This window comes from Staphylococcus microti, from assembly GCF_000934465.1.
Lineage (GTDB): Bacteria > Bacillota > Bacilli > Staphylococcales > Staphylococcaceae > Staphylococcus > Staphylococcus microti.
The window spans coordinates 63,731-84,801 of sequence record NZ_JXWY01000031.1; the positions used below are offsets into that span (position 1 = coordinate 63,731).

Consider the following 21,071-nt stretch of genomic DNA (forward strand, 5'->3'; position numbering starts at 1 on the left):
TACGCTTCATGCCTTGTATTCTGATGTGTCGTTTTCTATACTTAAAGGGAAAGGTGGGATTATACGATGAAAAAAGTATTTGTAGCAGGCCCTATTCCAGAAGCAGGCCTTGAATTATTAGAAGCACACTTTGAAGTAGAAGTGTATGACGGTAAAGGCATCATTGACAAAGAAACATTGAAACAAGGGGTATCTGATGCATTCGGACTTGTAAGCTTACTATCAACAGAAGTAGATAAAGAAGTGATTGATAGTGCGAACAACCTTGAGTTTATCGCTAACTACGGTGCAGGCTTTAATAATGTGGATGTCGACTATGCGAAAGAAAAAGGCATTTTCGTTTCTAACACGCCAAAAGCTTCTACTAACGCAACAGCTGAACTGACAATGGGTATTTTATTAGCTGTGGCACGTCGTATTCCTGAAGGGGACCAACTCATGCGTCATGAAGGTTTTGATGGCTGGGCACCACTCTTCTTCAGAGGACGTGAAGTATCTGGTAAAACAATCGGTATTATTGGCTTAGGTGAAATCGGTAGTGCCGTTGCACGTCGTGCTAAAGGTTTCGACATGTCTATTATGTATACAGGTCCAAATCGTAAAGAAGCACGTGAACAAGAGTTAGGTGGTGCAACGTACGTTGATTTAGAAACGCTTTTAAAAGAGGCTGACTTTGTCGTGATTAATGCTGCGTATAGTCCAGCATTACACCATATGATTGGTGCCGAACAACTCGCATTGATGAAACCTACTGCTTATTTAGTCAATGCTGCACGTGGTCCGATTGTACATGAAGAAGCGCTACTTGAAGCGTTACAAAACAACACAATCGAAGGTGCAGCGCTTGATGTGTATGAGTTTGAGCCGAAGATTACAGAAGGACTTAAATCACTTAACAATGTTGTCATTACACCACATATCGGTAATGCGACATATGAAGCACGTGATATGATGGCGAAAATCGTTGCGCAAAATTTAATCAAGCAAGCACAAGGTGAAACACCTGACTATATCGTGAATCAATAAATGGAAGTATAAAAGAAGACGTGATAGTGGCTCGAATGGCTGCTATCACGTCTTTCGTCTGTTTATTCACTTTTCGTTTTGTATAAAAACTTCAACTGGCGTGCAACGATCCGAACTGGCAGCTTACGCGCAAAACGATTGCGCAATGCCATACTTATACGCCCTTCTTTCTGCGCAATACGCCCAATTTTACGTGAGCGCTTAATTACCTTGGCAGTATGTTTCACACGGAGCTTGTCATAGCGCTTCAGTGCGGCAGCCATTGTGTCATACTTCGCCAATACATTGGCAAGTACAATCGCGTCTTCCATCGCTTGACCTGCACCTTGTCCCATATTAGGTGTCGTTGCATGGGCTGCATCACCGAGCAATACGATACGCTGTTCATACACAAAAGTTTTAAGCGGTTTTAAATCATAAATATCATGATGTAAAATCTCGGTCTCAGGCTGTTGATCCAACACTTGGCGTACTGGTTCTGGATATTGGTTAAAATACGCTTGTAAATACGGTTTATTAAAGCGTTTGAATTGTAAATCATCCGCTTTAGCGTTGATTGCTGCAAACCAATACGCACCACCGTTTAATAATGGTACAATACCGAAACGTCCTTTACTTCCCCAATACTCATCAGCAACTGCTCCAAGTTCAGGCACACTCGTTACCATTCCTCTGAAACATGTATAACCTTGGTACTGTACTTTTGCTTTCGGATTGACTGTCTGACGCACGACTGAATGAATACCATCTGCACCGACGACTAAATCAAAAGTTTGACTCGCTTGTTGGCGAAAATGAATACGCGCCATAGATTCACTCGCTTCCACAGACGTCACTTCATGATTAAAATGCAACATTTCATCTGTTACATAACTCGCAATCGTATCTACTAGTGTTTGGCGTAATACCGTCACATTCGTCGTTTTCTTATCAAATGGTACTTCACACAACACACGCCCTTGCGCGTCTAACATACGCGTCGTTTCTAATAAATGCCCAACATTTTTAATACCTTTTGCAAGGTCTCGATCGCCTAACTTATCTATGACGTTGCCACCGATACCAATACCCGCACCGACCTCTTTAATCGCTGCTTGCTGCTCAAAAATATGTACGTCATGTTGTTGTTCACGCAATAATGCCGCCAATGTTAATCCACCGATACCAGCACCAACAATCCCTATTTTCATCTCATTCACCTCTTCTATTCAAATCATCTCACGAGTCGGACAGAAAATTGCCTCCCCATAGCCTTTACATATCATTTTTTGACATAATAATCTTTATGCACGTTTGCTTTTTTAATGCCATATTGTTGGTAATAATGGTCCATTTGTTCAGCAATTTTCATCGCCCAATCAATGTCACTTGCGTATTGGTTCGTCCCCGGTTCTTGAGGATTCCAACGCATTTGATACAGTGATAACTGATCATTTTCAAAATATTGCTGTCTGACAAATGCACCACCGCCTACAATTGCTTTGTTTGGCGTCGTCCATTTTGCCTTTGTCGCATAACTTGTCCCCGTTTTTACTGCATCTTCATCAAAAGCACCAACACCAAAAAAGTTATAATAACGCTGTTTGCCTTTTTGAATCCCTTTTGCAAGCTCAGACTGTCCTTGTGCGGTTTCAAGTTGCGCGTGACTCACTAAATAAATCACATTGACGTCATAGCGGTCTTGCGCTTCGAGAAATGTCTTGCCACGTCCTTCAAGAATCCCTTTTCCTTTTAACATCTCATTGACTTCTGCTTCAGACATTTTGACCGGTTCTGATAAATCCATATACATCAGATCAGAATCGCTATGTTGTATGCGCATTTTACGCTTCACATCTTCATGAGAGGCTTCTACAAAGCCCGCTTCATCCGACTTGGTATGTAACACACCGTCTTGAAGTTGTCGTTCATATGCTTCTTCAAAGGTGTATACCTTCTGTTTTTTGAACAGTGATGTTTCATTTACAATCAGCAATCCGCAAAACACGACAAGTATCACCCCTACAAAGAAGACTGATGGGTGTGACTTCAACCATTGCTTCATATACAAACCTCTCTTTTTCTATTAATTACTTGAAATAATGCCAAATCATAAATGCGACGAATAAAATGACAATCGCATAGACGATATTCGCAATACGTCTCAGTTTTGGTCTTCCTTTGAATAGCATGTTAAATAAAACAATCGTGATTGTCAAAGTTACTAAAAAGCATGCCAATCCCCATGCTGGTCCGACTAACACCAGCAGAACAATACCTGCCACGAGTATAATATTCGATATGACTGCTAGTAACAATATTTTATGTTCGTGATGCACAGAATCCCTCCTTCTCAACACTTTATATTTTAGCACGATTTGTGTTGTGCTGTATTCTTCCAATCAACAGAAATTATCGCATACAAAAGGAGTCGCCGCAGCCACTCCTTTTGCCTTTGTTATTCAATTATCTCGACATACCTTTTAACATATTTAAGAAGTACGTTAAGCTTTGATTCATTTCATCATCTTTCAAGACACCCATCAAACCTCTAATAGACGTGCGTGCATTCGGGTTTGCTTGGTTCGCAACATGAATGCCTTTATTGACTTTGTTGAGTAAAACACGTAGTTCATCTGTATCAAGGTCACCTAAAATAAAGACCATTTGACCAATGTTGTGTAAAAAGCCTGCATATTGATCTTTGTTGATCTCTGTCACTAACTTTTCAGTGATGACACCACGTTGTTTCACCGCACCATTCAGCGCATCTAAAATTTTAGCATCATCTAAGTTTTTCACAAGATCAATGACTTTTAAAATACTGTCTTTATTTTCGGCAATTTTATCCGTCACTTCTGCAATGCTCTCTGCTTTAATCTCTGCTTCCGACTTTTCAATACGTTTGATTTTCGTGATTCTCTCTGCCATTATTTCATCACCTGATCCCCTGGGAAAACATAGTCTGGACGCTCCCATTTTTTGTCCACGCGCACACTATATTGCGGGTTGCGCTTTTTGTTACGGAAGTTTGTTGGATTCAACGGTGACTTACCACGTTTACTCAACACTTCCATACGACAACATGTCGCTTTATATGCTGGTGTATGTGTTTCTGGATCTGTCAAACTGTTTGTTAAATAGTTAATGGCACCTTCAGCATTATCATTCAACGGCATATAAATTTGTTTACCTTTTACACGGTCTGTAATATGCACGTGTCCTGTCGCTTCACCCGTTTCAGAAATCAACTTAACGGCTGCCCCTTCGTGAATACCACGATCTTCGGCAAGCTCTGGTGAGATTTCAATAAACGTCGTTGGCATTTTGTATTGAAGACCTGGTACTTTATACGTCATGTTCCCTTCATGGAAATGCTCTAACAGACGACCATTGTTGAAATGTAGGTCATATGTTTCATTCGTTTTGTAGAAGTTATTAAAGTCTAAAGCAAATAACTTCGCTTTACCATTATCGAAATTGAAACCTTCTGTAAAGAGTAACGGCGTATCTGTACCGTCAGCATTTACTGGCCATTGCAAGCTATTGTAGCCTTCTAATCTATGGTATTTCACACCTGCAAACATCGGCGTTAAGTCAGATGCTTCATCCATGATTTCTGAAGGATGTGTGTAGCCCCAATCATAACCCATTTCTTTCGCAATCATTTGTGTGATTTGCCAGTCAGGTTTTGAATCACCTAATGGCTCTAACACTTGATATAAGCGTTGGAAACGACGTTCTGTGTTCGTGAATGTACCGTCTTTTTCAAGTGATGGTGACGCAGGTAACACCACATCTGCATACTCTGCTGTAAATGTTAAGAACTCGTCTTGTACAACTAAGAAGTCTACTTTTTCTAACGCAGCTTGTACATAGTTAATGTTAGAGTCCGTAATACCTGTATCTTCACCTAAAATGAACATACTATGCACATCGCCAGCATGGATATGATCCATCATTTGGTGGTTGTCATAGCCCGGTTCTTTCGGCAATTCAACGCCCCAAGCTTTTTCAAACCAACCGCGTGCTTCATCATCTTGTACACCAAGGTAACCCGGTAATTTGTCAGGCATACTACCAAAGTCAGAGCAACCTTGTACGTTGTTGTGACCACGTAATGGATAAGAACCTGCACCCGGTTTCATGTAGTTACCAGTGACTAATAATAAGTTAGAAATAGCTGTACTTGTATCAGAACCTGTTTCTTGCTGTGTCACACCCATTGCCCAGCAGATAGATACGCTATTCACACTTGCAATGTCATGCGCCAATTTCACAAGGCGGTCTTGTGGAATACCTGTTGTTTCTTCTGCAAATGCCATTGTGTATGGCTCGAGCGATGCATAATATTCATCAAAATGGTCGACCCACTGATCAATAAATGCACGGTCATGTAATTCATTATCAATAATATATTTCGTTACAGCTGACAACCATACTAAGTCCGTACCTGGATATGGTTGGAAAAATTCATCTGCACGCTGTGCCATTTCATGTTTACGAATATCGAATACATAGAGCTTTTGTCCAAATAACTTATGCGCACGTTTAATACGTGATGCAATAACTGGGTGTGCTTCCGCTGTATTCGTACCAATTGTAATAACCATTTCTGCACTGCCGATGTCATCAATAGAACCTGAGTCCCCACCGTGTCCGACTGTGCGGAATAAACCTTTCGTCGCCGGTGCTTGGCAATAACGTGAACAGTTATCAATATTGTTCGTACCGATAACTTGACGCGCTAATTTTTGCATTAAGTAAGACTCTTCGTTCGTCGCTTTTGAAGACGAAATAAACGTCAATGCAGATGGACCATACTGATCTTTAATCTCTTGCATGCGTTTCGCAACGTACGGAATCGCTTCATCCCATTCAACTTCTTCAAATTGACCGTTGCGACGAATTAATGGTTTTGTCAGACGTTCTTCAGAATTCACATAATCCCAACCGAACTTCCCTTTCACACATGTTGAAATTTTGTTCGCTGGTGAGTCATGCGACGGTTGGACTTTTAAGATTTCGCGATCTTTCGTCCATACTTCAAAGCTACAGCCGACACCACAGTACGTACAAACTGTTTTTGTCTTTTTAATACGTTCTTCACGCATTGCCGCTTCTGAGTCTGAAATTGCAAATAACGGGCCGTAACCAGTTTCTGCTTTCTTCGTTAAATCAATCATTGACGCCAATGATCCTGGTTCAATGTCTGTCATATAACCAGCATTACCGACCATATTGTTTTCCATCATTGCATTACAAGGACAAACAGTCGAACATTGTCCACAGCCAACACATGATGACTCATTGATTGCAACGTCATTATCCCAAATTACGCGAGGTTGGTCGCGGTCCCAGTCGATAGATAACGTTTCGTTCACTTGGACGTCTTGACACACTTCGACACAACGTCCACATAAAATACATTGGTTCGGATCATAACGATAAAATGGTCCGAAATCCACTTCATACGGTTTCGGTTTGTACTCGTACGTTTGGTGTTCTAAGCCCCATTGATCCATAGTATTGTGAATTTCACAGTTACCATTATTATAATCACACACTGTACAATACAGTTGGTGCTTTTCTAAAATACGATCTAACGCTTCCTTTTGACTCGCTTGTACGTGGTCGTTTTGTGTGTTAACCACCATAGGTCGATCAACGACTGTGCTACACGCACGTTCAATCTTGCCATCAATTTCAACCGCACATGTATCACATGTTTCTATTGGCCCTAATGATTCGTTGTAGCAAATAGAAGGTACAAACGTTTGTTGTGCTTTAATAAAATGGAGTAAATTCGTGCCCGGTTCGACAAGATACTCTTTACCATCTAGTGTTAAAACAAGATGTTCTTGCATAATATCCCCTCCTACAAATTATCTAAGATGCCCCCACATGCTTAGTAATTCTATTTTAACCCTTTTACTCATAAATGTTAAGATTTCTAAAAATTTCACAATTTGATAGCACAATCTCCTCATAAAAGTGGTTGGACATAGTAAAAATTGGGGTGTAGTAGTAAATATTTGAAGGGACTGGGACATAGGAAATCGTCTAAAATGAATAAATAAAAATCTGTGAATGGCAGTCGACATCTGAAAGGAAAAATGGGTTTTAACAAACTCTGACGCTCTACAAAAACCTTAGCAATTCACATTGGTTTCGATGGCTCGCGCAAAAAAGGAAACGCCCTAACATAAGCGGCATTTTTCAATGTCCGCTTCGTTAGGACGCTTAGAATCAATACTTCTATTTTGTTTTAAAATTGCATATTACAATCCAAGGTTCGCACGTAATTCTTGTGTTATTTGTGCCAAGCTATTGCTATCTGGTACGAAATAATACACACCGTCATCTTGTATGCCACCTGAACCTTCTAGTTGATGGCGATTCACATGCTCATTAGCGTCTGAATAGTTACTACGAATCGTATTCAGCTCTGACAAACTCAAGTCTGTTGTGACATTGTCTCCAAGCTGATCTATCAAGCTATTGAAGTTTGTTAATGACGACACGCTCGTTAACTTGTTCATAAGACCTTGTAAAACTAACTGTTGACGCTCTTGACGACCAAAGTCACCACCCGCACCGTCTTCTTTTCTACTACGGATAAAGGCCATCGCTGTTTCACCGTCTAAATGTGCTTTCACGCCTCGTTCAAAGTCATGTCCTTCTGCGCTAAATGTCGCATTGCTCACAACATCAATACCACCGACTGTATCAATTGTATCTTGCAAGCCGTCCATATTGACCGTTGCATAATGGTCCACTGGTACATCCATTAACTTTTCAAGTGTTTTAACCGCCATATCTGCCCCACCATAGGCATATGCATGGTTAATTTTTTCAATTGTACCACGTCCAACAATCTCTGTTTGTGTATCACGTGGAATGCTTACCATTTCCGTCGTCTTCTTATCAGGATTAATCGACAGTAACATAATCGTGTCACTGCGTTCACCGCCACCTGCACTTGCGCGTTCTGCATTGGAATCGACACCGAATAGCGCAATCGTGAATGGCTCTCCTTTATCTAAATCGACTGTCCCTGATCTCAACTCTGAATGTTCACGATTCAGTGGATTGTGAATCGCACCGCCTACAGCAAACAACTTATACGCTAAATATGCGACTGCAATGATTGCTAAGATGAACAACACTGCGATAATGCGTAACATCCATTTAATCACAGGATTTTTTTGTTTTTTAGACCGTGTGTATGTCAAAATACTCACTCCATTTCAATTCTAAATCTATTACTAAAATTATATAATTTTTCTATCATTAGGTTGATTATAGCGTACCAACGAAAATTGACAATCCGTCCTTAGTCGCACTGTCTATTTTTCGTAACCGCCTTTTTGTAGTAGAATTTCTAACGTTTGTTCGTAGCAGCCTGGATTACTAATAATAAAAGGACCGCCGTGAATAAAGTCAATCGGTTCTTGATGGAAATTCGTCATCTTTAAGCCGAGCATTTCAGCAAATAAAAACTGTGCGCCGATGTCCCACGGTTTTGCATTCGTATGAATATGCATACCAAATTGACCGGTAAAGACTTTGGCAGAGTCTAACCCACATGCCCCAATTAGACGATAACCGAAAGATGCATCCAATAAATCATGCATTGTTTCATCATTCAACACTTTATTGTTAAAAGAAATCATACTGTCTTTTAGCGCCATTATTGGTGGAGGTGACAGCAATGTGCCATTCAAATAAACACCTTCCCCTTTAATCGCCTGAAATAGCTTTTGGCGTGGGTAATCATAAATGTAAGAAAGTACAGGTTCGCCATTATAGAACAACGCCAAAATAATACAGAAATCATCTTGTTGTTTTACTAGGTTCGCTGTCCCATCAATCGGGTCAAGCACCCATGTATAGCCTTCACGTAATTTTTCTGTATCATGATGTGCTTCTTCTCCATATAGTTGATGTTCTGGAAATTGCGCTGTTAGCAACTGTTCAAAACTTTGTTCAATTGACTTGTCGACATTGGTTACTAAATCAAAGCGACTTGTCTTCGTTTGTAAATCCATATCTGCTAACATCTTCGGTACCTCTTGCTTCATTTGCATCAACCATTGTACAACGTGTTGATCTATCTGTTTAAGTTGTTCAGTCATCACTATCGTTTTCACCTCTTCTATGTCGTTTTAACATTATGCTTCTTTTAAATATAATTGATAATTATCTAACGTAATATCTTGTGTCTGGATAGACTTGTAAAAAGAATATGAAATATCATTAATTTCAGCAATATCCACAACTTTTGTATAGCCACCACCGATATGATACACAACCACTTGCCAATTGCCCTTTTCACAAAGCAAGCCGATAAATACAACATTTTCAACAAAAGGATGCTGTGGTGTCATCTGCTGATATTCAAGCGCCATGACTTTACGTTCATGACAATATACCAAAATCGCCGAAAACAATCTTGGCAGCACAGTTTGTGTATTTGGTGCAATGCGAATATATTGATCGATGTGCTGTATATTTTGTCTTAATGTCACATTGGGATGTTTCAGTAACTTTTCAACAATCGTCGCAATCTCTTGATGATACGGGAGCGTCGATAACGATAAACTTTCATTCAGCACCAGATACAACGCTTGCATCTCATCATCTGAGAACGTCAACGCATTTTGATTCATCTCTAATTGCATACGATAGCCCCCTTTTTGCCCCATATGCGTTTGCAAATGCACACCTTTCGATTCAAGCTCTTGAATATCTCTTAAAATCGTGCGTTTCGATACGCCTAACTGCTTAGCAAGTTCTGTAGCCGTTACATGCTTAAGCTGCTGAATCAGTTTTTGTTGTCTTTGTTCTTTTTTCATTTACATCACCCCATTGTCATGTCTCTTTTATTATAGCATGGTAACGTTCACACACGACAATAGATTCTTAACTACCTAAAAGTGTAAAAGTTACCAAAAATATTTCGAGAAACCGCTTACATTTTCTGGTGAACTATGCTATTATTTTACTTAGCTACTAGAGGGGGATGGGTACGAACACATCTTTCAAATGAGGGGTAACTATTTCGTCAATAGTAAAGTTTGAAACATGATATGTTGTACTTGTTCTATACTAGATTGAACATCTTCAATATTTATTACTTACTTTCCTTTCTATCCGGACAATGCACATGCATCGTCCGGTTTTTATTTACTTTCTTCCACACACATTTCATCCAGCTATACGCCATAAAACAGACTGAACATCATTGAAATAAAGTTATTTAGCATATGTAATGCAATCGCCACACCGAGGTTGCGCCCGCTTTTTAAGTACACCCATACCATTGGAATTGCGAGTATCAAGTAATCAATGATTTCAAACGGTGATGTCGCATATATAACGTGAATGCCGGCAAATGCAAATGCTGAAATAACACCCATCACATAAAAGTTAAACTTCTTGCCAAGTTCGCCAATTAACAAGTGACGAAATAGTATTTCTTCGACAATCGGCGCTAAAACAACGATGAGTAAGAAGTTGAATGGCAATAAAACATTCCATTCTAAAGATTCTTCAATCGCCATTTCATTTTGTGTCGTGCCGTACTGATATTGTTCAGGTATAAATTGCATAAGATAACCGTATAACTCTGTCGCCACGGTCATGACGATATATGCAAGGATAATCCATAACCAGTTTCGTTGGATCCCTTGCAAACCTAATCGAAAGCGCTCAGGCATCGTACGTGCATGCATAAACCAAAAAACGATAATTAATAAAATATCAGATGCCGTTTCGGAAAGGACTTCCATCACTTCATAATATTGAACCTCTGTTGCCCAGTCCGGTACATTGACATTCATTATCAACAATAAAGCTGATAGTATTATAATCACAAAGCCCATTAATAATGGTCCAATAATATACATGGGGATTGTCCAAAAATCACGCCATGCAATATCACTCCATTTATACTTCGACATATATTTCCTCCTCTATGTAGCCATTGCTTCTTTTTATCGCAACTTCCATTCAAATGCATCACTCACTAAGTTAAAACGATGCTTTACAACATTATATACTAAAAAGGATGATAACTATGCATTCAACTAAAAAATTGACGCTCACACGCGCATGTGCCAATTTGAAAAACCTCTTAATACTTGTCGATCATTATGATTTATCACGCGCACGCAAAAACCCTGATGTTGAAACACCACTCAAAGCCCTTGAAGAACAAGTCGCTGTCTATTTCACCGAACTCACGCATCCAGATGCACTTCCTACATTCCCTTTTCAAAATTATGATGTCTATTATGCGTGTTTAGACAATCTATACCATAATCCCCTCACACACGTCGACATCGGCAATCAAGAACAAGTGAACAGTGGCTACCTTGCTGTTATTTTCCGTGCACTCCACCACTTACAAGCCTTTTCACTATAAAACCACATAAAAACACACCTTGTCGAATGATGGGACATATCCGCTACTTGCGGTACGTCACTCATGACAAGGTGTGTTATTTTTATAACTTCAATTCTTCTTTATCAAGCTTGTGATAACCACGCATGAAGAAGAAGAGGCCCATAAATCCTAAGAATAAGAAACCAATAATAACAGAAACACGTGTTTCGCCGTTAATTAACATACCTAACAATACTAACACTAAAAATGCAATTGTTAAGTAGTTTGAAAACGGTGCGAATGGCATTTTGAAAGGATGTGTTTCAACTTTCTCTGGGAATTTTTTACGGAATTGAATATGGCTGAATAAAATCATAAACCATGGAATCATCCCCGGTAAAATTGACGCACTGTATACATAAACGAAAATACTTTCTGATCCTTCAATGATTAAAGGTAAGATCACGTTTAAGATAACACCGATAAAAATACCGATAGACACTGCTAATACTGTGTAGAATGGCACCCCGTTGCGCATGACTTTCGTGAAGATTTTTGGCAACTGCCCGTGTTGTGCCAATGTAAAAATCATACGACTTGAACTAAAGATACCTGAGTTACATCCAGACATTGCTGCTGTGATAACAACAAAGTTGATTAAACCAGCTGCAATTGTAATACCGACTTTCGCAAATGTTGCAACGAACGGTGAACCAAGATCGTGTAATTCGTTCCATGGATATACTGTAACGATAACGAAAATTGCACCGATGTAGAAAATTAAAATACGCCAAATAACACCATTAACTGCCTTTTTGATGTTCTTTTGAGGATCTTTTGTTTCACCTGCTGTAATACCGATCAGTTCAACACCCTGATATGAACCGATAACGATAGATAAAGCGAAGAAAAAGCCTAACCAACCATTTGGTAGAAAACCACCATGTTCAGTTAAGTTGCTGAGTCCGATTGGTACGCCTCCGTTCCCTAGACCGAAAAAGATCAATCCGAAACCAGCAATAATCATCAAAATAATTGTTACGATTTTAATCATTGCAAACCAAAATTCGAATTCTCCAAATGCTTTAACTGATATTGCATTGGCTGCTGTTAAAATGACGATAACGAGGATACCCGGAATCCACGATGGCAACTCTGGCCACCAGAACTTCATGTATTCGCCTACCGCAATAACTTCTGACATCCCAACAACAATCCATTGGAAAATGTTTGCCCAAGCAGTAATGTAACCAGCAACAGGATGTAAATAGTCTGTTGCATAGTTTGCGAACGATCCTGTTGTAGGATATAGATAGACCATTTCACCCATCGCACGCATGACTAAAAATAAAAAGATACCTGCCAATAAATAGGCAAAAATAACAGAAGGTCCAGTCCAAGCGATCGTACTCGATGCCCCCATAAACAAACCAACACCGATTGTACCTCCGAGCGCGATCATTTGAATCTGACGAGAGCTCAGCCCTCTTTGTAATTGATTATCTTCCATGACAACCCACCATCTCCTTATATAACCCCTAATATTAGAAGTATGTAAACTTTTCTCCGTTATTATACTATATTTCACTAATAATTAAAGGAAAATTTTAAATTGCAAGTTAATTATCTGATAACAACTTTTCATTGCTTTTACGTGTCGTTAATTTGTGTGCGTTGTCACCCTTTAAGTATATTTTTTATTTCATAATATATCACAAAACACAATAAGTAGAAACACCGATATGATACGATTTCCCTCTCTATTTTTTGTATTTTCTCCCCTAAAGAAATATCTTAATATGATGTTACTTTTTTAAATTAAAAAATCATTGCCAATTCACGAAGAAATAGCTTCGTTAAAAATTATTCATCTGCACATAAATAAAATGTCATTGTTTTGACACAAAACATTATGTGAAGATATTCACATTAACGTTGCAAAGCGTTATACTAGTCTCTATTATATAAATGAAAGGAACCGTGTCTTATGAATGATACAAATATAAAATGGGATACGATTTTCTACGGTCGTAAATGGGTCTCTAATATTATCGAGACCATCCAGAAGAAAGATGTACTTCACAGTTTTTATCTCAAGCGCTATTTAATGCGCGCGATGATGGCAGGTTTTATTATTAGCATTATTTCCGTTTTTGTACTGATGGTTAAAACAACCTTTGCCCCAGATGTGCCATTAGGCGTTGTCAATATGATTGGCTCGATTACATTTAGTTTTGCACTCGTCCTTATTTTATTTACCAACTCAGAACTTCTCACCAGTAACTTTATGTACTTCACAGTAGGGCTTTATTACCACCTCATTCGTCCAATGCGCGTATTAAACATTTTTCTACTTTGCTTTTTCGGCAACATCGCAGGTGCATTTATCTTCTTTGCAATCCTTCGTTGTAGCGATGTCATGTCACCAGATATGATTGCATTGTTAGATCAAATGGTACAGACAAAAACGATCACTTATGATTTCCAAAATATACTCGTACGTGCTATTTTTGCCAACTTCTTTATCAACATTGCACTCGTTATCGCCATGCAAATAGAAGATGTTTTTGCCAAAATGTTTGTCATGATGTTCGGTGTGACGATCTTCGCTTTTATGGGCTTTGAACATGTCGTTTATAACGCAACGCTCTTTGTCGGTCAGCTGTTTTATGATATGCCAAGCTTGAATATGTTAGGTGTTCTCAAAAACATTGTCGCTGCTTTTATCGGTAACTACATTGGTGGCGGTCTTATTATCGGGCTGTTCTACGCTTATTTAAACGATCATGGTCAATTCCAAACAATTAAAAATGTGAAAAAATCTCAGAAGAAACTTGCTAAGTAGTTTGTCGGTGCTTATGGTATACTGGCTATAATTATTTGATACATGGAGGCCAGTATGGAACGCACGCAATGGTATAAAGGTTTGATTATTTCATTATTTCTAGGCATCATCTTTTTTGTCGTTAATTTCATGTCACATACAGCACCTGTCAGTACCATTATTTTTAAATCGGTACTTGTCGCATTGACATTCGGTGTCCTTTACACACTCACTTTTACACTGCTTGCCTCTGAGCAACGTCGTATACAGTACGGTGCCCCACTCGTTATTGGTGTTGCACTCGGGGCTTTAGTCGGCATGAAAGTCGAGCAGCCCATCATTTGTACTTTGATTGGTATTGTCGTTGCATTACTGATTGGCTACGTGTATGGTCGAATTAAAGGAGGACGCTAATATGACAACATTCGGTATCATTTTAATTGTGCTATTACTGATTAGTGTGATCCCCAATTTCTATATGCTGTACAAATCGAAAAAAGAAGGCATTGAAAATCCTCGTGCCAAATTAATGGTCGGCATTGATGCCCTTCTCGTTGTCTTAATCGTTGCAGCCGTATTTTTCTTAAATCGTTAATCGTAAAACCCGCAAGCATTAGGTTTCATTCCCTGATACTTGCGGGTTTTTATTATAAGAAGAAGAGGTAGACTATTGTCAGACCGATCGCATAAATCCCTAATCCTACCGCACATGATAAAACGTGTATGCGCATAGGAATATGACGTTGCCTTCTAGGCGCAATGACTAAATTACCGACGACAAAGCATAACGGAATGATGACAAAGAGCATCCACTGTTCAAACATCATCGCTGTTGCCCTTCAAAGTAACGTGCAATAATTGTCGTTAAATCCGTATCTTGATCCGTCAGCGGCAAATGACTGAAATCACTCGTTGCCGTCATTTGGTTTGTATTCACAATCACATCGAGACCAGCACGCACAGCCGCTGTTGCGCCTCTCACGGAATCTTCAATCGCCAAGCAATAGGCAGGATTATGGTTCAACGCTTGTACTGCCGTTAAATATAAGTCTGGTTCTGGTTTAACCGCTTCTACATCTTCTCTTCCTACAATGACAGAAATATAGTCATTCAAGCCAAGTGCTTCCACAGTTGGTAAAATAGACTGACGCACACTACTCGTTGCAATCGCCATCGGAATATGACGTTGTTTCAACTGTTGCATTAACGTTTCAATCCCCGGGCGCAATGGCAATTTTGCTGCGCCTTCATGATGCATACGATAAAGTTGTGCCACTTTCTCTTCACCGAGTAACCCAACAATATGGTTATGTAAATCTAACGCACGACCCCCAATATTTTCACGGTAAAATGCCAATGACACAGGTGCATGCCCTTCCGCAACTAAATATTGATTAATGACGTCATACAGATGTTGTTCTGTATCAATCATCGTGCCATCAAAATCAAATATGACCGCTCGATACATATGTTTAAAGCCTCCTCAATCACTATGTTGCATTTAGTGTATCAGATACGCGTACATAAATCATCGATAGGCTCTATCAGATTGGGAGCAGAAATTTGAAAAAAACTTTCATCACCTCGGCAAGGGTGTATCGAAGTTGTGCGTATAGCGTTTAAGATTTGAGGTAAACCCGAGCGACGCGCAAAATTGCTTTCTAATTGTGTTCAGAGGTTTTACAGTTGTTAATTGCTATGTCCTAGCCTTGTTGAACAATAAAAAGCACACCCGTCCGTTACCTTTTGGCGTCGAACTGTGTGCTCAGTGTTCATCCCTATTTTAATCTAAAAAGTCGTTTCCAACTTGTGCTGTCGCAAATTCATACATAATACCATTTTGTCGATAATACAGTGATTCAAACCACTTGCGGTCGATAATGCCTGAATGCTGTACTTTTAACGTGTCGTGTAGTGCCGTTACGCGTTCTAAGGCGCTATGATTTGCCACACTTACCGCATGATGATGCACGTAGCCACGTCCCGGACGCACAACTGGACCACCCTTTTCAACTACGACAATATCTGTATAAAGCCCGTTTGAATCCAACGACATAACCGTGCCTTCTTTTTCGTCATGTCCCGTGTAGCCCAGTTCATCTCTTAAATAGTCGATCGTCGTTGCCGTATCTTGTACATGCACTTCAATAGGTCCTAGCCCTAAAATTTGGTACGGTGCAGGTATATCATTTTCTACCGGATGTTTCCAATCGTTAGGTATCTTACGCTGTGCATTATCAATCATCACGTATGACAAATGTTCTGAATCGTCGAAGAAACGTGCGGAATGTCCAAGGTACGTCCCATGCGAAACGGCAATACCTTCTTGACGCAGACGTTTTTCAAAATAGTCCAGACTTTCTTCACCTTCTACAAGTAGACCAATGCGTGCAATCATATCCGTTCCTTTACGCATTTGTCCTGCATTTGGCAACTCAAAAAATGTTAGCAATGTGCCAACTGTCCCTTCATTGTCGCCATAAAAGACATGCACCATGCTTTCATCATCTTGATTGACTGTTTCTTTAACTAATTTGAGGCCTAGTATTTCTGTGTAAAATCGTTTATTTTCTTCTTTATCTTTCGTATACATTGAAATATGATGATGACCTTGAATCAATGACATCTTATCGCCTCCATCGCTATTTGCTCTGTTAGCAGTCTATACCCTTCCATATGTATACGCAAACGAATTGCCTAGAGTGTCCCGGGAACAAGCCAGAGACATACAACGCCCATAATAATAATGGCGATTGGAAATGCGAGTGTTTGTATAAAACGAATTTTACGTGTTGGCAATGTCACACGTGCAAGCCATGTTTCAAATAATACACTGAAAAACGTCACACTGAGTGTCAATGCAAGTAACAGCTGCCCACCATTTTGATAGTGATTTAAAAAGCCCACTGCCAAGATAAGCATCGTTACAAGGAGCATACATGTAATCATATAGCGTTGTAAAACTCTTACCATCAACTTCACGTCCTTTGCGATAAAGTACATTTACGTACTTAACCCTTGTTAAATATTATTTTCGCACAACCTAATATTTTTGTAAACGTACAAAAAAAGATACCACAACCTTTATAAAATTAAAGATTGTGATACCTGATTCATTACGCTACACTTCGTTTTGTTGTTTCGATTTGTTCCGCACGTCTTGCCCAGTATCTCGCAAGAATTGGACCTGTCACACAGTGAACAAGGCTGAACACCGCACCCGGCACCGCAGCGAGCGGCGTAAAATGAACCGTCGCAAGTGATGTCGCTAATGCAGAGTTTTGCATCCCTACTTCTATAGATACTGCTTTTTTGTCAGGATAGTTCAGCTTTAGCACATTCGCTAAGAAGTACCCTATCGCATAACCTAAAACATTATGTACAATAACGACTGTAAAAATTAACAAGCCGGTTTGAATGATTAATTCACGGCTGCCTGCAACAACAGCACCTAAAATAATTGAAATGGCTACTACAGATACAAGTGGTAACACATCTTCACTTTTCTCAGCGAAGTTTTTGAAAAATCGTTGAATGAACAAGCCGATTAAAATTGGAATTAATACGACTTTCGTTACAGAAGCAAACATGCTTAGAAAAGATACATCCATCCACTCTCTCGCAAACAAATACATAAAGCTCGGTGTCATTACCGGTGCTAAAATAGTAGAAATCGATGTAATCGTCACGGAAAGTGCAACATTCGCTTTGGCAATGTAGCTCATTACATTACTTGTCGTCCCACCCGGACAACAGCCTACAAGTAGTACACCAATCGCAATTTCTGGCGGTAATTGAAACGTCTTAACAATCAAATATGCTAATAGTGGCATAATCGTATATTGTAAAACAACCCCAGCAATAACCGGTTTTGGATATTTAAAAACAAGTTTAAAATCACTGACTTTAATTGTTAGTCCCATCCCTAACATAACAATACCTAATAAATAAGGAATTATTTGCCCTAATCCTGAAAATAAACTTGGTACTGAAAAAGCGATAATACTGACTAGTACGACCCATACTAAAAAAGTTTTTGACGCAAAATGGCCGATACGCTGCAACATTGGCAACACCCCTTAATTATTATAATAGTCAGAATATTAGCATAATAATCTGTGTACAACAACCTTATTTTGTAAAATTTTTTAGTCTCTTTTACATATTGGTGTACATTTATCACTTATCTTCGTTCTCACACTTTCGGACTGAAGTCTGACTGTTTTTCTAATTTTTGCGTGCTACAATAATATTAACAAATATTTTCACATGGAGAATGACGATGATCATTGATAAATTAGAATCTTACACGTTTAACATTGACCAACTTGCGCAGCGTTCTGTTCGTCGCCACTTAAAAAAACTACTGACAACTGTTACATTCCAAACAGATTTTCAGTTTCATATCGTAAAATTGAATGATGCTTATTTCTTGCGCGTTCAATTGCCTAAACAAGCATTGCCTTATTTCGTAAGTTTACTCAGCTTTCATAACTTTTCTATTTATCAACTTGTTTTAACAGAAGATGCACATACATTAACGCCGATGCAACACGTATCACCAAATGAACAACATTATGAATTAGTCATTGATGGCTTGACGGACCCTTTTATAAAAGACAAAGTGATTGATGTCTTATCAAGCTTTCAAGGAGATCGCATCCTATATAACTTCTCACATCATCGCTTAAAAGTAACAGCAACGCCAACGGTTATGATGGCACTCATTCGCACATTAGCAACACGACATATCGACATTTATTATGCAAGCTTACCACAGCGCACGCATCATCAATCACGTATATCATAAGTAAAAGCACCTCGGCTGCTATGTGAGCTAAGGTGCTTTTACTATTATATTATTCACTTAACGTTCCAAATACGCTTGTAATGTATCAAACATCAATTCAAAGCCATGTGCGGTATGATCATGGTACGCTTTTTTCTCTTGTTTGTATGCCAAGTTAGAAACACTGCGCAATTTCTTTAAAAAACTCGTATAGTGAAATGTCATCTGTGTAATACCCGGGCTACGTTCTTCAAAGTATACGTCAATGACATCTGCCTCATCGCTCAGCTCGGGCATTTGTATCGTGAGACGAATATGTGTATGTGGCACAAGTTGTTCATAAACACCTGTCACTTCACGCTTTTTGCCTTGTCGTACATCAATGATTTGATAGTGTCCACCTTCTGTTGCTTCACTGTGGACAGATTCATTTGTACGAGGCGTCGTCATCAACCATTCTTTCATTTGCACTGGATCGACCCATGCGTCATACGCTTTTTCTGGTGTTGTTTTTAACAAACGTACAAGTTCTATTTCAACAGATTCGTTTTGCATCTTTTCACTTCCGTTCTGGCTACTTCCCGCCGATGTTCATCTCTCTCTATTGTACTGTATTTTACGGGATAGCCAAGTCATTTCATTTCGTTAATTTTTCTTGTTGTTTTGACCTACTTGTAAACGAGGCAAGTTGAACATAATTGCAACAATACCGCACAACGCAAGCATCATCGGATATACAGAATACGGCAATAACATCACAGGCGAAATACCTGCTACACCCGCAGCGGCAATCAACTGTGGACTATACGGTAATATCCCTTGAAAGGCACTACCGAATATATCAAGAATACTTGCTGATTTACGTGGGTCAATATTATATTCTTCGGCAATATCTTTCGCTAATGGACCGGCCATAATAATAGAAATCGTGTTGTTGGCTGTCGAAATATCTGCCATACTGACTAAACCGGCAATTCCGAGTTCTGCACCACGGCGTGAACGAATACGTTTTTTCACGCTGTTCAAAAGCCAAGTGACACCGCCGTAATGTTCTACTAAGCCAATCATACCGCCAATCAGTAACGCAATCATCGCAATATCTTCCATTGCAACGACACCTTCTGAAGCGGCTGATAAAAAGCCTTTCATACCAAACGAACCGTCCAGTCCACCAATGATACCGGCTAAACCAATGCCACCCATTAAGACAATGACAACATTTACACCGAGTAATGCCAAAATTAACACGAATAGATATGGAATGACTTTTACAAAATCATAGTCGTAGTTTGTCGCTTGATCAATTTGATTGCCATGTGTCAGCCACCATAAAATAACAAGTGTTGCGAGCGCACCTGGTACGACAATTCGAAAGTTGACCTTAAACTTATCTGCCATACGTGTATTTTGCGTACGCACAGCTGCAATGGTCGTGTCTGATATCATTGATAGATTATCCCCAAACATTGCGCCACCAACCACTGTCGCCATTGCTAAAGCTGCTGGAATATCTGTTGCTTCACTAATACCGAAGCCAACTGGTGCAATAGCTGCAACCGTTCCAACGGATGTTCCCATTGAAATGGAAATAAACATACAAATAATAAAAATGCCGACAATTAAATAATGTTGTGGAATGAGGGACAAACCTAAATTAACAATCGACGATACGCCACCCATTGCTTCTGCTGTTTTTGAAAAAGCACCTGCTAACACGAACACAAGCATCATTAAAATAATATTGGGGTGACCTGCTTTTCGCGCAAAAACTTCTACTTTATGCGTAAACTTTTCTTTCGGACTCATCAATAGTGCGACGATGACACCGATGAGTGCTGCTACATTGAGGGGTAAAAAGGTAAAATCTTTGGTTATAATGCCCGCACCTAAAAACAAGCCGATAAACACAACTAACGGTATGAGTGCCCATGCATTTTCTTTCTCTACTTTTTGCATTATTGATACTCCTTCAAAAATACGTGCAGGCTCGAACCCTCACGGAATTCGACCTACACCTATATCATTATCTTTACTTCCTTTGAACACTATACACTTAGGGCGCG

Annotated in this window: 23 protein-coding genes; 6 read left to right on the forward strand and 17 right to left on the reverse strand. The window is 39.4% G+C overall.

The window, feature by feature from the left end; all coding sequences use genetic code 11:
* The first annotated feature begins 66 nt into the window (after nt 1-66).
* Nucleotides 67-1,026, forward strand: a complete 960-nt coding sequence (locus TP70_RS04125; protein WP_044359651.1) for an NAD(P)-dependent oxidoreductase — start codon at nt 67-69, stop codon at nt 1,024-1,026.
* A gap of 62 nt (nt 1,027-1,088) precedes the next feature.
* On the opposite strand, the gene TP70_RS04130 is transcribed toward TP70_RS04125, so the two are convergent.
* The 9 genes from TP70_RS04130 to TP70_RS04170 all read right to left on the reverse strand — a co-directional run bounded on the left by TP70_RS04130 (nt 1,089) and on the right by TP70_RS04170 (nt 10,970).
* A complete protein-coding gene (locus TP70_RS04130; protein WP_044359652.1) occupies nt 1,089-2,216 on the reverse strand; it encodes an FAD-dependent monooxygenase in 1,128 nt (375 codons plus the stop codon).
* 71 nt (nt 2,217-2,287) lie between these two features.
* A complete protein-coding gene (locus TP70_RS04135; protein ID WP_044359653.1) occupies nt 2,288-3,070 on the reverse strand; it encodes an N-acetylglucosaminidase in 783 nt (260 codons plus the stop codon).
* A gap of 25 nt (nt 3,071-3,095) precedes the next feature.
* Complete coding sequence (locus TP70_RS04140; RefSeq protein ID WP_044359654.1) at nt 3,096-3,344, reverse strand: hypothetical protein; 249 nt, start codon at nt 3,342-3,344, stop codon at nt 3,096-3,098.
* A gap of 127 nt (nt 3,345-3,471) precedes the next feature.
* Entirely contained in the window at nt 3,472-3,936 is a 465-nt protein-coding gene (locus tag TP70_RS04145) for a helical membrane plugin domain-containing protein (protein ID WP_044359655.1), read from the reverse strand.
* Nucleotides 3,936-6,872 carry a formate dehydrogenase subunit alpha gene (fdhF, locus tag TP70_RS04150; protein ID WP_044359656.1) on the reverse strand — a complete coding sequence of 979 codons (2,937 nt, stop codon included), beginning with the start codon at nt 6,870-6,872 and terminating at the stop codon, nt 3,936-3,938. The genes TP70_RS04145 and fdhF overlap by 1 nt, the downstream gene beginning before the upstream one ends.
* A 414-nt stretch (nt 6,873-7,286) precedes the next feature.
* Nucleotides 7,287-8,192 carry an LCP family glycopolymer transferase gene (locus TP70_RS04155; protein WP_169743604.1) on the reverse strand — a complete coding sequence of 302 codons (906 nt, stop codon included), beginning with the start codon at nt 8,190-8,192 and terminating at the stop codon, nt 7,287-7,289.
* Nucleotides 8,193-8,354: 162 nt separating this feature from the next.
* On the reverse strand, nt 8,355-9,143 hold the full coding sequence (locus TP70_RS04160; RefSeq protein ID WP_044359718.1) for an inositol monophosphatase family protein: 789 nt from the start codon (nt 9,141-9,143) through the stop codon (nt 8,355-8,357).
* A 36-nt stretch (nt 9,144-9,179) separates the two neighbouring features.
* Nucleotides 9,180-9,863: a helix-turn-helix transcriptional regulator gene (locus TP70_RS04165; RefSeq protein ID WP_044359658.1), complete on the reverse strand. Its 684-nt coding sequence runs from the start codon at nt 9,861-9,863 to the stop codon at nt 9,180-9,182.
* Nucleotides 9,864-10,223: 360 nt separating this feature from the next.
* The gene (locus tag TP70_RS04170) at nt 10,224-10,970 is read right to left on the reverse strand and encodes a CPBP family intramembrane glutamic endopeptidase (RefSeq protein ID WP_044359659.1); all 747 of its coding nucleotides are present in this window, start codon (nt 10,968-10,970) and stop codon (nt 10,224-10,226) included.
* 116 nt (nt 10,971-11,086) lie between these two features.
* On the opposite strand from TP70_RS04170, the gene TP70_RS04175 reads away from it, so the two are divergent.
* Nucleotides 11,087-11,434, forward strand: a complete 348-nt coding sequence (locus TP70_RS04175) for a hypothetical protein (RefSeq protein WP_044359660.1) — start codon at nt 11,087-11,089, stop codon at nt 11,432-11,434.
* A gap of 82 nt (nt 11,435-11,516) precedes the next feature.
* Here TP70_RS04175 and TP70_RS04180 read toward each other — a convergent pair whose 3' ends face one another.
* Nucleotides 11,517-12,905, reverse strand: a complete 1,389-nt coding sequence (locus TP70_RS04180; protein ID WP_044359661.1) for an amino acid permease — start codon at nt 12,903-12,905, stop codon at nt 11,517-11,519.
* Between the two features lie 477 nt (nt 12,906-13,382).
* Here TP70_RS04180 and TP70_RS04185 point away from each other — a divergent pair, with 477 nt between their 5' ends.
* From TP70_RS04185 to TP70_RS04195, 3 genes are read left to right on the forward strand one after another with little or no spacing between them, the layout of a single operon-like run.
* Complete coding sequence (locus tag TP70_RS04185) at nt 13,383-14,240, forward strand: formate/nitrite transporter family protein (RefSeq protein ID WP_044359662.1); 858 nt, start codon at nt 13,383-13,385, stop codon at nt 14,238-14,240.
* Nucleotides 14,241-14,294: 54 nt separating this feature from the next.
* Nucleotides 14,295-14,633, forward strand: a complete 339-nt coding sequence (locus TP70_RS04190; RefSeq protein ID WP_044359663.1) for a hypothetical protein — start codon at nt 14,295-14,297, stop codon at nt 14,631-14,633.
* Nucleotide 14,634: 1 nt separating this feature from the next.
* On the forward strand, nt 14,635-14,814 hold the full coding sequence (locus tag TP70_RS04195; RefSeq protein ID WP_044359664.1) for a hypothetical protein: 180 nt from the start codon (nt 14,635-14,637) through the stop codon (nt 14,812-14,814).
* Nucleotides 14,815-14,866: 52 nt separating this feature from the next.
* Here the strand turns inward: TP70_RS04195 and TP70_RS11930 are convergent, their stop codons facing one another.
* The 5 genes from TP70_RS11930 to TP70_RS04215 form a co-directional block, all read right to left on the reverse strand.
* Nucleotides 14,867-15,046, reverse strand: coding sequence for a hypothetical protein (locus TP70_RS11930; RefSeq protein ID WP_084207639.1), 180 nt, complete (start codon nt 15,044-15,046; stop codon nt 14,867-14,869).
* Complete coding sequence (locus TP70_RS04200) at nt 15,043-15,687, reverse strand: HAD family hydrolase (protein ID WP_044359665.1); 645 nt, start codon at nt 15,685-15,687, stop codon at nt 15,043-15,045. The genes TP70_RS11930 and TP70_RS04200 overlap by 4 nt, the downstream gene beginning before the upstream one ends.
* 315 nt (nt 15,688-16,002) lie before the next feature.
* Nucleotides 16,003-16,845 (reverse strand): VOC family protein, encoded by an 843-nt coding sequence (locus TP70_RS04205; RefSeq protein WP_044359666.1) that lies wholly within the window; start codon nt 16,843-16,845, stop codon nt 16,003-16,005.
* A 71-nt stretch (nt 16,846-16,916) separates the two neighbouring features.
* Nucleotides 16,917-17,192, reverse strand: coding sequence for a hypothetical protein (locus tag TP70_RS04210; protein ID WP_240627036.1), 276 nt, complete (start codon nt 17,190-17,192; stop codon nt 16,917-16,919).
* Between the two features lie 143 nt (nt 17,193-17,335).
* The gene (locus tag TP70_RS04215) at nt 17,336-18,286 is read right to left on the reverse strand and encodes a bile acid:sodium symporter family protein (protein ID WP_044359667.1); all 951 of its coding nucleotides are present in this window, start codon (nt 18,284-18,286) and stop codon (nt 17,336-17,338) included.
* Between the two features lie 215 nt (nt 18,287-18,501).
* Between TP70_RS04215 and TP70_RS04220 the strand changes: the two genes are divergently transcribed.
* Nucleotides 18,502-19,029, forward strand: coding sequence for a hypothetical protein (locus TP70_RS04220; protein WP_044359668.1), 528 nt, complete (start codon nt 18,502-18,504; stop codon nt 19,027-19,029).
* Between the two features lie 57 nt (nt 19,030-19,086).
* Here the strand turns inward: TP70_RS04220 and TP70_RS04225 are convergent, their stop codons facing one another.
* Nucleotides 19,087-19,563, reverse strand: coding sequence for an SRPBCC family protein (locus tag TP70_RS04225; RefSeq protein ID WP_044359670.1), 477 nt, complete (start codon nt 19,561-19,563; stop codon nt 19,087-19,089).
* A 90-nt stretch (nt 19,564-19,653) separates the two neighbouring features.
* Entirely contained in the window at nt 19,654-20,964 is a 1,311-nt protein-coding gene (locus TP70_RS04230; protein ID WP_044359671.1) for a Na+/H+ antiporter NhaC family protein, read from the reverse strand.
* Nucleotides 20,965-21,071 lie beyond the last annotated feature (107 nt).